Raw genomic sequence first — 10,235 nt, forward strand, 5'->3', positions numbered from 1 at the left:
GTGTTCCCCGGATGTCACTCCACGGAGTGGCGGGGGGGGGCGGCGCTGGCGCCACCGGGCCCGGGCGGCGCGGAGACCCGCCCGTTCTAGTGCGGCGCCCCGCGCCACCCCGACACCGGCAGGGCGAACTTCGCCACCAGCCGGTCGGTGAAGGACGCGTGGTGCAGGCGCGCCAGCCGCACGGGCACGGCGCCCCGGCGGACCTCCACCCGCGCGCCCGCGGGCAGTTCGACGGTACGGCGCCCGTCGCACCACAGCACGCCGTGCGGCGTGTGCGGCTCGACCTCCACCGCCAGCACCGAGTCGGGCGTGGTCACCAGCGGCTTGGCGAAGAGCGCGTGCGCCCCGATCGGCACCATCAGCAGCGCCTCCACCTCGGGCCAGATCACCGGCCCACCCGCCGAGAAGGCGTACGCCGTCGAGCCGGTCGGCGTCGCGCAGATCACGCCGTCGCAGCCGAAGCCCGTCACCGGCCGCCCGTCGATCGCGAGGACGACCTCCAGCATGCGCTCGGCCGACACCTTCTGGACGGCGGCCTCGTTGAGCGCCCAGTCGCTGTGCAGCACATCGCCGTTCTCGTACACGGCGACGTCGAGGGTCATGCGCTCCTCGACCTCGTAGGCCCGCGTCACCACCCGGTCCACGACCTTGTCCAGGTCGTCGCGTTCGGCCTCGGCGAGGAAGCCGACCCGCCCCAGGTTGACGCCGAGCATCGGCACCCCGGAGGCGCGCGCGAACTCGGCGCCGCGCAGCAGCGTCCCGTCACCGCCGAGCACGATCAGCAGTTCGCAGCCGTCGAGCACGTCGGGCGTCGCCTCGGGGACCGTCTCCACGGTCGGCGGCAGCGGCAGGTCCGCCGCCTCCGCCGCCAGGACGCGTACGCCGATGCCGCTGCGCAGCAGTCCGAGGACGACCAGCTCCGCGCTGCGCACCGCGGCCGGCCGGCCGGTGTGCGCGAGCAGGAAGACGGTCCGTCCGGTGGTCGCCCGTGGTGCCGCTGTCGTCGTTGTCAACGAGGTCCCTCCGCCACAGCCCGCTCCACATCCGCCGGATCCAGCGCGGGCGCCCCCGCCCGCAGCCACAGAAAGTACTCGACGTTGCCCGACGGGCCCGGCAGCGGGCTCGCGGTCACGCCGAGCACGCCGAGCCCCAGCCCGGCGGCGTGGAGGGCCACCCCCCGTACCGCCTCCGCGCGCAGCTCCGGGCTGCGGACCACTCCCCCGCTGCCCAGCCGCTCCTTGCCCACCTCGAACTGCGGCTTCACCATCAGCACCAGGTCGGCGTCGGGCGCGCACACCCGCACCAGGGCGGGCAGCACGAGCCCCAGCGGGATGAAGGAGAGGTCTCCCACCACCAGGTCCACCGGCTCTCCGTCGATCGCGTCCAGCGTCAGCTCACGTACGTTCGTACGGTCCTTGACGGTGACGCGTTCATCGCTCTGCAGCGACCAGGCGAGCTGCCCGTACCCGACGTCGACGGCGACGACGTGAGCGGCCCCGGCGCGCAGCAGCACATCGGTGAAGCCGCCGGTGGACGCGCCCGCGTCCAGCGCCCGCCGCCCCTCGACCTTCAGCCCGCGCGGCACGAAGGCCGCCAGCGCCCCGGCCAGCTTGTGCCCGCCGCGCGAGACGTAGTCGGGGTCGGTGTCGTCCTGGGCCACGACGATCGCGGCCGCGGTCTCCACCTGGGTGGCGGCCTTGGTGGCCGTGGCGCCGCCGACGGTCACCCGCCCCGCCGCGATCAGCTGGCTCGCGTGCTCGCGCGAGCGGGCGAGCTTGCGGCGTACCAGCTCGGCGTCGAGACGGCGGCGTGCGACTCCTGCCACGTTCGGTTCAGCTCCTGTGTTCGTACGGCGAAGGCATCGGCGGGCGCGCGTCGAGCGCGGTCAGCGCGTCCCGCAGCCCCCGGTGTACATCCTCGTACACCTCCAGGTGCCCGTCCGCAGGGAGGTGGTCGGCGTCTCCGAGCCGCTCGAGACCGGCGTCGACCCCCGGGTGGCCGGTGGGCACGCGCTCCACGCCGAGGGGCGCGGGCACCGCCGGCTCGTACGCCTCCGTGCCGTACGCCTCCGGGGGCGCGGGCTCCGCCGGCGGTCCGTCCTCGGGCATCACGTCGCTCATGCCCAGACGCTACCGCGAAGCGCTGGGGTACGGTCGGTGGCGATGGCCACGATCGAGGAGTGCCGCAGCGCACTCGACAGACTTTCCGACAACCTCACGCGCGCGAACGGCGAGGTGCGCGACGCCACCGCGCTCGACCGCACGCTCAGCTGCCACATCACGGACCTCGACGTCACCTTCACCGGCCGCCTCGCGGGCGGCCGGATCGAGGTGCGCGACCAGGTCGAAGGACCACCCCCGGAGCGGGCCGAGATCCGGCTGGCGATGACCGGCGACGACCTGGTGGCGCTGGTGGACGGCGAGCTGAACTTCGCCAAGGCCTGGGCCTCCGGCCGGGTCAGGCTGGAGGCCGGCTTCCGCGACCTGCTGCGCCTGCGCTCACTTCTGTAGCGCGGGCGCCGGGCGCGCCCTGCGGGCGGCCGGCACCACCAGCGGCGTCCCCGTCTCCGGGTCCTCGATGACCTGGCAACGCAGGCCGAAGACCCGCTCGACCAGCTCGGCGGTGACGATCTCGGCCGGCGGGCCCTCGGCGATGATCTCCCCGCCCCGTACGGCGATGAGGTGCGTGGCGTACCGCGCCGCGTGGTTCAGGTCGTGCAGGACGGCGACGAGGGTGCGGCCCTGCGTCTCGTGCAGCTCGGCGCACAGGTCCAGTACGTCGATCTGGTGCTGGATGTCGAGGAACGTCGTCGGCTCGTCGAGCAGCAGCAGCGGCGTCTGCTGGGCGAGCGCCATGGCGATCCACACGCGCTGGCGCTGGCCGCCGGACAGCTCGTCGACGTACCGTTCGCCGAGCTCGCCGACGCCGGTCGCGTCCATGGACTCCTGGACGATCCGCTCGTCCTCCGGGGACCACTGCCGCAGCAGCCCCTGGTGCGGGTAGCGGCCGCGGGCGACGAGGTCGGCGACGGTGATGCCGTCGGGCGCGATGGACGACTGCGGCAGCAGGCCCAGCGTGCGGGCGACCTTCTTGGCGGGCATGGAGTGGACGGCCTGGCCGTCGAGGAGCACGCGGCCCTCGGCGGGCTTCAGCATCCGGGACAGGGCGCGCAGCAGGGTCGACTTGCCGCAGGCGTTGGGGCCGACGATCACCGTGAAGGAGTTGTCCGGGATCTCGACCGACAGGTCGCGGGCGATGATCCGCTGCTCGTAGGCGAGCGTGACCGATTCGGCGCTGAGCCGCTGGTGCTGGCGCTGCATGGACGTACTCCTGGCGATCTCGGCGCTCTCGGCGAACTCGGTGTTCTCGTGGTTCGTGGGGTTGGTGGGGCTCTTGGGGTTCTTGGGGCTCATATCCGGCCTGCCTTGCGTTCCGTGACCAGCAGCCACAGCAGGTACACGCCGCCGACGACGCCGGTCACCACGCCGACCGGAAGCTGCCGCTCCCCGAAGGCGTTGGTGGCGGTCCAGTCCGCGACCAGCAGCAGCGCGGCACCGGTGAGCATGGAGGTGGCCAGGTTCGGCCCGGGCGAGCGGGTGAGTCGGCGGGCGACCTGCGGGGCGCTGAGCGCGACGAAGGTGATGGGCCCGGCCGCGGCGGTGGCGACGGAGACGAGCAGGACGGCGGAGGCGGTGAGCGCCACGCGCGTGCGCTCCACCTTCACGCCCAGGGCGTACGCCGCGTCGTCGCCCATCTCCAGCATCCGCAGCGGCCGCCCGTAGGCGAGGACCACGGGCACCAGGGCGCAGGACACCGCGAGCAGCGGCCAGAACTGGGTCCAGTCGCGCCCCTCCAGCGAGCCGGTCATCCAGACCGTGGCGCGGGTGGCGTCCACCAGGTTCGCCTTGGTGATCAGGTAGTGGATGACGGCGGTGAGCATGGCGGCCACGCCGATGCCGACGAGGACGAGCCGGAAGCCGTGGACGCCCCGCTTCCAGGCGAGCAGGTACACGGCCGCGCCGGTCAGCAGGCCGCCGACGACGGCTCCGCCCGCGACGGCGGTGGCGTCGCCGTCGAAGAGCACGATCACGGTGAGCGCGCCGACCGTCGCGCCCTGCCCGAAGCCGATCATGTCGGGGCTGCCGAGCGGGTTGCGGGTGAGGGACTGGAAGACCGCGCCGCCCAGGCCGAGCCCGGCCCCGACGAGGATCGCCACGAGGACGCGCGGCAGCCGCAGCTCCTGGACGACGAACTCCTGCACCGCCGTGCCGTCGCCGAGCAGCGTGGCGACGACGTCGGCGGGCGCGATGGGGAAGTCACCGCTGCCGATGAGGACGACCCCGGCCGCGAGCGTCACCAGGAGCAGGCCGAGGGCGACGCCCAGGCCACGCGGCTCGACCCGTACGGAGAGCCCACCGGGCATGCGTATCGCGCGTGTCGCTTTCACAGCTGGGCCATCCTCTTGCGGCGTACGAGGTGGATGAAGACGGGCCCGCCGACGATCGCGGTGACGATGCCCACCTGGAGCTCGGCGGGCCGGGCCACGACCCGCCCGATGACGTCGGCGCCGAGCAGCAACACCGGCGAGAGGACCGCCGCGTACGGCAGGATCCACCGCATGTCCGGGCCGGTGAGCGCCCGTACGAGGTACGGCACCGCGAGTCCGACGAAGACGATGGGCCCGCAGGCGGCGGTCGCGGCACCGCACAGCAGCGTCACCGCGACCATCGCGAGCACGCGCGTGCGGTTGAGGTTCGCGCCCAGCGCGCGGGCGGTGTCGTCGCCCATCTCCATGGCGTTGAGGGGCCGCGCGATCAGCAGCGCGAGGACGACCCCGACCGCGATGAACGGCGCGATCTTGCCGATGGTCGCCATGTCGGCGGTGGCCAGCGACCCCACGGTCCAGAACCGCAGCCGGTCCAGGGCCGCCGAATCCAGCAGCTGTACGGCGTTGACGTAGCCGTACAGCGCGAACGTGGTGGCCGTTCCGGCGAGCGCGAGCCGCACGGGGGTGGAACTGCGGCTGCCGCCGAGGACGTACACGACGACGGAGACGAGCGCCGCCCCGGCGAACGCGAACCACACGTACCCGGCGAGGGAGGTGACCCCGAAGAAGCTGATGGCGGTGACGACGGCGGCGGCGGCGCCCGCGTTGACGCCCATGAGCCCCGGCTCGGCGAGCGGATTGCGGGTGAGCGCCTGCATGACGGCGCCGGACAGCCCGAGCGCGACACCGACGAGCAGCCCCAGCAGGGTGCGCGGCATGCGCAGCTCGGCGATGACGACGTCGTTGCCGGTACCGGAGTTGTGGAACACGCCGTGCCACACATCCCCGACGGGGACCGGTTTGGCCCCAATCACGATGCTCGCGACACACACCAGCAGCAGGACACCGACGGCCCCCAGCAACCCCAGCGCACGCACCGAATGGCGCCTGCGCGGCGGGGCGGCGGGTATCGGCTCCGCGCTCACTTCGGAAGGACTCTCGACCAACACCCGGTTAGGTTAGCCTATCCTCCTTTGGTCGCCAGCCGCCTGACCTGCGAAGCCCCACCATCCGCCGCGCCACGGCGCGCTGCGGAGCCACCGACGGGCCGGCATACGCGCGCCGAAGAGCCACCTCACCGACGGCAGCTCACCCGACCGGACACACCACCTTCCGCCCTGAGCCGCGCTCCTGACACCCCGTCACCACCCCAGCCGGGCCAGCGCCTTCCCCGCGTCCAGCGCGCATGCCCTCGCCCCCGCCTGCGTCCACGCCGCCGCGCACAGAGCGCGCAGCCCGTCCAGGGCCTCGCCCTCGCCCTCCAGCACCAGCGCACCACCGTCACCGCTCACGGACGCGGTCCAGCCCCCGCACCCGAACCCGTCCGCCGCCGTCCCCGTCACCTCCGGCTGCCCGGTCAGCAGTCCCCGCAGATCCGCGTCCACGTACGTAGGCCGGTGCTCCGGCACCGCCGCGAGCAGCCGCGCCGGATCGGTCACCCCGGTCAGGACGAGCAGCGAGTCCACGCCGCCGTTGAACGCCCCCTCGATGTCCGTGTCCAGCCGGTCCCCGACCACCAGCGGCCGCTCCGCGCCCGTCCGCAGGATCGTCTCGCGGTGCATCGGCGTCAGCGGCTTGCCCGCCACCTGCGGCTCCGCCCCCGTCGCGATACGGACGACCTCCACCGCCGCACCGTTCCCCGGAGCGATGCCCCGCGGGCCGGGGATCGTCAGGTCGGTGTTGGACGCGAACCACGGCACCCCGCGCGCGACGGCGTACGACGCCTCCGCGAACCGCCCCCACGGCAGCTCCGGCCCCCCGTACCCCTGCACCACCGCCGCCGGCTCGTCGTCCGCCGACTCCACCGGCACCAGTCCGCGCTCGCGCAGCGCGACCCGCAGACCCTCGCCGCCGATCACCAGCACCCGCGACCCCTGCGGCACCTGCTCGGCGATCAGCCGCGCCACGGCCTGCGCGGAGGTGACCACGTCCGTGGCCTCCGCCGGCACACCCAGCTCCGTCAGGTGCGCCGCCACCGCCGCCGGTGTCCGCAGCGCGTTGTTGGTGACGTACGCCAGGTGCATGCCGCCGGCCCGCGCCGCCTCCAGCGCGTCGACGGCGTACGCGATCGCCTCGCCACCCGCGTACACCACCCCGTCCAGGTCCAGCAGCGCGGTGTCGTACGCCTCGCTCAGCGCGGTCGCGCTCCCGCTCGGCCGCGTCCGAGTCGCGCGGGTCCTGTCGTCGCCACCCTGCTGCTGCGCCATGTCCGTCGTCCTCCCTGCGAATCCACTCCCTCGATCATCGCTCATGACGTGTCCCACATACGATGCTGGGATGAACAGCACAGGTCCCGCGGCCAACGACGGTCTGCACCTGCTCCCCTTCCGTGGGCTGCGCTACGACGCCCAACGGGTGGGCAGCCTCGCCGCGGTGACCTCCCCGCCGTACGACGTCGTCGTACGGCCCGACGGCCTGAACCACCTGGAGTCGGCCGACCCCCACAACATCGTCCGGCTGATCCTCCCGCAGGCCGCCACCAACGGCGCCCGCCACCGCCAGGCCGCCGAGACCCTCGACGCGTGGCTCGCCGAGGGGGTCCTCACCCCGGAGGCCGAGCCCGCCCTGTACGTGTACGAGCAGCGCAAGGGCGACGTGCTCCAGCGCGGCCTCATCGGCGCCCTGGAGCTCTCCGCCCCCGCCGAGGGCGTCGTCCTGCCGCACGAGGACGTCATGCCGCACGTCATCGAGGACCGCGCGGCCCTGATGCGTACGACCGCCGCCAACCTGGAGCCCCTGCTCCTCACCTACCGCGGCAATGGCAGCGCCACCGGCGCGACCGCCGTCATCGAACGCACCACCCTGCGCGCCCCCGTCCTCGCCACCACCACGGAGGACGGCTTCAGCCACCGCCTGTGGGCCATCACCGACCCGGCCGACATGGAACGGATCGCCGCCGACCTCGCCCGCCACCAGGCCCTGATCGCGGACGGCCACCACCGCTGGGCGACCTATCTGCGCCTGCGCGAGGAGCACCCCTCCCCCGGCCCCTGGAACTACGGCCTGGTCCTCCTCGTCGACACCGCCCGCTACCCCCTCCAGGTCCGCGCCATCCACCGCCTGCTGAACCGCCTGCCCGTCGCCGACGCGCTCGCCGCCCTCGACGACCGCTTCCGCATACGCACCCTGGACGAGGGCACTCCGCTCCCGTCGGCGATGGAGACCCTCGCCTCCGCCGCCGCCGAAGGCAACGCGTTCCTCCTGACCGGCGCCGACGGCCGCTTCCACCTCCTCGACCGCCCCGACCCCGCCCTGCTGGCCCGCACGGTCCCGGCGGACCGCCCCGAAGCCTGGCGCACGCTCGACGCGACGGTCCTGCACGCCACCCTGATCGACCACCTCTGGCGGATCCCGGACACGCCCGAGCACATCGCGTACATCCACGACACCGAAGCCGCCGTCGGCCTGGCCTCCCGCCGAGGCGGCACGGCGGTCCTGATGCATCCGGTACGGGAAGAGGTCGTGCGCGACCTGGCCCGCCAGGGCGTCACGATGCCTCGCAAGTCGACGTCATTCGGCCCGAAGCCCGCAACGGGCCTGGTGCTCCGCAGCCTCGCCCTGGGCTGAAACGCGAAAAGGGCGGCACCCCGGGATGGGGTGCCGCCCTTTCGTCATCAGCGCTGGTCGCCGTCCTCGGCGTCCAGCTCCTCCGCGTCGTCGTCCGCGTCCGCGTCCGTGTCCTCGTCCCCGTCCTCCATGGCGGCGTCGACGAACTCGACACCGTCCATCTCGGCGAGCCGGTCGGATGCGTCGGTCGAGCCGTCCTTGTCGGCCTCCAGCGCCTTGGCGAACCACTCCCGCGCCTCGTCCTCGCGGCCCGCCTCCAGCAGCGCGTCGGCGTACGCGTACCGCAGGCGCGCCGTCCACGGCTGGATGGAGTTCGACGCCAGTTCCGGGCTCTGCAGGGTCACGATGGCGGCGTCGAGCTGCCCCATGTCCCTGCGCGCCCCCGCGGCCACGAGCCGCATCTCGACCTGGCCGGCCTTGTCGAGCTTCTGCACCTCGGGCTCACCGGCCATCGCCATCGCCCGCTCGGGCCGGCCCAGCCCGCGCTCGCAGTCCGCCATGACGGGCCACAGCTCCACGCTGCCGGTCATTCGCCGGGCCGCCCGGAACTCCGCCAGGGCCTCGGCGTACTTCTGCGTGGCGTAGGCCGCGAAGCCGGCCGCCTCCCGCACCGCAGCCACGCGCGAGGCCAGCCGCAGCGCGATGCGCGAGTACGCGTACGCCTGCTCCGGGTCCTCGTCGATGAGCTTGGCGACCATCACGAGATTCCTGGCGACATCCTCGGCGAGCGTCTTCGGCAGGCTCATGAGCTCCTGCCGCACGTCCTTGTCGATCTCGTCACCGGTGACGTCCGCCGGGATCGGCAGCCGCTTGATGGGCTCCCGCTCACGGTCCTCCCGCCGGAACCCACCACGGTCGTCCCGCCCCCGGTAGCCGCCACCGCGCCGGTCGTCACGACGGTCATCCCGGCGGTCATCACGGCGGGGCCCACGCGCTCGGTCGTCACGACGGAAGCCAGGCCGGTCGTCGCGGCGGTCATCACGCCGATCGTCCCGACGCTGCATTCGGTCGTCGCGGGGGAAGGTGCCGCGGTCGCCGCGGTCGCCGCGGTCGTCCCGACGGAACCCACCGCGGTCGCGGTCATCGCGCCGCGGAGCCCGGTCGTCCCGCGGAAACGTCGGCCGGTCGCCACCGCGACGGAAACCACCGCCACGGTTGTCGTCCCGACGGTCGTCACGGCGGTCATCCCGGCGGTCGTCGCGCCGGTCATCCCGGCGGTCGTCACGACGGAAGGCAGGCCGGTCGTCACGGCGGTCATCACGACGGTCATCACGACGGTCGTCACGACGGAAGGCAGGCCGGTCATCACGACGGTCGTCACGACGGAAGCCACCACCGCCACGGTTGTCATCCCGGCGGAACCCGCCACGGTCGCGGTCGTCACGACGGTCGTCACGACGGAAACCGCCGCCACGGTTCTCGTCACGACGGTCATCACGGCGGTCGTCCCGGCGGTCGTCGCGCCGGAAGGCAGGCCGGTCGTCACGACGGTCGTCACGACGGAAGCCACCGCCGCGGTTGTCATCCCGCCTGTCAGCGGGCCGGTCATCGCGACGGAAACCAGGTCGATCATCCCGGCGGTCGTCGCGCCGGAAGGCAGGCCGGTCATCACGGCGCTCGTCACGACGGAAGCCACCGCCGCGGTTGTCATCCCGCCTGTCAGCGGGCCGGTCATCGCGACGGAAACCGGGCCGATCGTCACGGCGGTCGTCACGACGGAAGCCGCCGCCGGCGGGGCGCCCGCCTCGGTCGTCGCGGCGGAAGCCACCGCCACGGTTGTCGTCCCGACGAGGCCCGCCGCGGTCATCACGCCGGAAGCCGCCCCGCTCGCCACCGTCCCTGCGACGCGGCTCGCGCTCCGGACGATCGTCGGAGGAGTTGGTGGACATGGGCATGACTCCTGTCATTCGGGTACCGCAGTCATTCTCGCGCAGTCGGCCGTCCGACGCGCTTCGGGAAAATCCCGCACAATTGAAAAAAGGACCCTTGGTCCCAGCATGCACGCTGGGACCAAGGGTCCTTGAAAGATTGTTCGGCGGCGTCCTACTCTCCCACAGGGTCCCCCCTGCAGTACCATCGGCGCTGAAAGGCTTAGCTTCCGGGTTCGGAATGTAACCGGGCG

11 protein-coding genes and 1 rRNA gene are annotated in these 10,235 nt (G+C 73.2%); 2 read left to right on the forward strand and 10 right to left on the reverse strand.

What is annotated here, in order from left to right; all coding sequences use genetic code 11:
• Window positions 1-86: 86 nt before the first annotated feature.
• Genes ACIRNI_RS19045 through ACIRNI_RS19055 form a run of 3 tightly spaced genes read right to left on the reverse strand, consistent with a single transcriptional unit; the run spans window position 87 to window position 2,120 of the window.
• Window positions 87-1,013, reverse strand: a complete 927-nt coding sequence (locus ACIRNI_RS19045) for an NAD kinase (protein ID WP_355356982.1) — start codon at window positions 1,011-1,013, stop codon at window positions 87-89.
• The gene (locus tag ACIRNI_RS19050) at window positions 1,010-1,825 is read right to left on the reverse strand and encodes a TlyA family RNA methyltransferase (RefSeq protein WP_403552523.1); all 816 of its coding nucleotides are present in this window, start codon (window positions 1,823-1,825) and stop codon (window positions 1,010-1,012) included. The genes ACIRNI_RS19045 and ACIRNI_RS19050 overlap by 4 nt, the downstream gene beginning before the upstream one ends.
• A 7-nt stretch (window positions 1,826-1,832) precedes the next feature.
• A complete protein-coding gene (locus ACIRNI_RS19055) occupies window positions 1,833-2,120 on the reverse strand; it encodes a hypothetical protein (protein WP_403552524.1) in 288 nt (95 codons plus the stop codon).
• A gap of 42 nt (window positions 2,121-2,162) precedes the next feature.
• On the opposite strand from ACIRNI_RS19055, the gene ACIRNI_RS19060 reads away from it, so the two are divergent.
• Entirely contained in the window at window positions 2,163-2,510 is a 348-nt protein-coding gene (locus tag ACIRNI_RS19060) for an SCP2 sterol-binding domain-containing protein (RefSeq protein WP_355356978.1), read from the forward strand.
• On the opposite strand, the gene ACIRNI_RS19065 is transcribed toward ACIRNI_RS19060, so the two are convergent.
• The 4 genes from ACIRNI_RS19065 to ACIRNI_RS19080 form a co-directional block, all read right to left on the reverse strand.
• Entirely contained in the window at window positions 2,499-3,320 is an 822-nt protein-coding gene (locus ACIRNI_RS19065; protein ID WP_403552550.1) for an ABC transporter ATP-binding protein, read from the reverse strand. The two genes, ACIRNI_RS19060 and ACIRNI_RS19065, sit on opposite strands and share 12 nt — an antisense overlap.
• An 89-nt stretch (window positions 3,321-3,409) precedes the next feature.
• Window positions 3,410-4,423 carry a FecCD family ABC transporter permease gene (locus ACIRNI_RS19070; RefSeq protein ID WP_403552551.1) on the reverse strand — a complete coding sequence of 338 codons (1,014 nt, stop codon included), beginning with the start codon at window positions 4,421-4,423 and terminating at the stop codon, window positions 3,410-3,412.
• A 20-nt stretch (window positions 4,424-4,443) separates the two neighbouring features.
• Complete coding sequence (locus ACIRNI_RS19075) at window positions 4,444-5,457, reverse strand: FecCD family ABC transporter permease (protein WP_403552552.1); 1,014 nt, start codon at window positions 5,455-5,457, stop codon at window positions 4,444-4,446.
• Between the two features lie 231 nt (window positions 5,458-5,688).
• Window positions 5,689-6,753 (reverse strand): HAD-IIA family hydrolase, encoded by a 1,065-nt coding sequence (locus ACIRNI_RS19080; protein ID WP_403552525.1) that lies wholly within the window; start codon window positions 6,751-6,753, stop codon window positions 5,689-5,691.
• 70 nt (window positions 6,754-6,823) lie between these two features.
• On the opposite strand from ACIRNI_RS19080, the gene ACIRNI_RS19085 reads away from it, so the two are divergent.
• Window positions 6,824-8,113: a DUF1015 domain-containing protein gene (locus ACIRNI_RS19085; protein ID WP_403552526.1), complete on the forward strand. Its 1,290-nt coding sequence runs from the start codon at window positions 6,824-6,826 to the stop codon at window positions 8,111-8,113.
• A 47-nt stretch (window positions 8,114-8,160) separates the two neighbouring features.
• On the opposite strand, the gene ACIRNI_RS19090 is transcribed toward ACIRNI_RS19085, so the two are convergent.
• From ACIRNI_RS19090 to rrf, 3 genes are all read right to left on the reverse strand, one after another.
• Window positions 8,161-8,859, reverse strand: a complete 699-nt coding sequence (locus tag ACIRNI_RS19090; protein WP_403552527.1) for a tetratricopeptide repeat protein — start codon at window positions 8,857-8,859, stop codon at window positions 8,161-8,163.
• A complete protein-coding gene (locus ACIRNI_RS19095; protein WP_403552528.1) occupies window positions 8,856-9,887 on the reverse strand; it encodes a hypothetical protein in 1,032 nt (343 codons plus the stop codon). Before ACIRNI_RS19095 ends, ACIRNI_RS19090 begins: the two co-directional genes overlap by 4 nt.
• 256 nt (window positions 9,888-10,143) lie before the next feature.
• Window positions 10,144-10,235: ribosomal RNA gene (rrf, locus tag ACIRNI_RS19100) — 5S ribosomal RNA — on the reverse strand; the annotation flags it as partial.

It is taken from the genome of Streptomyces sp. NPDC093546 (genome assembly GCF_044765045.1).
GTDB lineage: Bacteria > Actinomycetota > Actinomycetes > Streptomycetales > Streptomycetaceae > Streptomyces.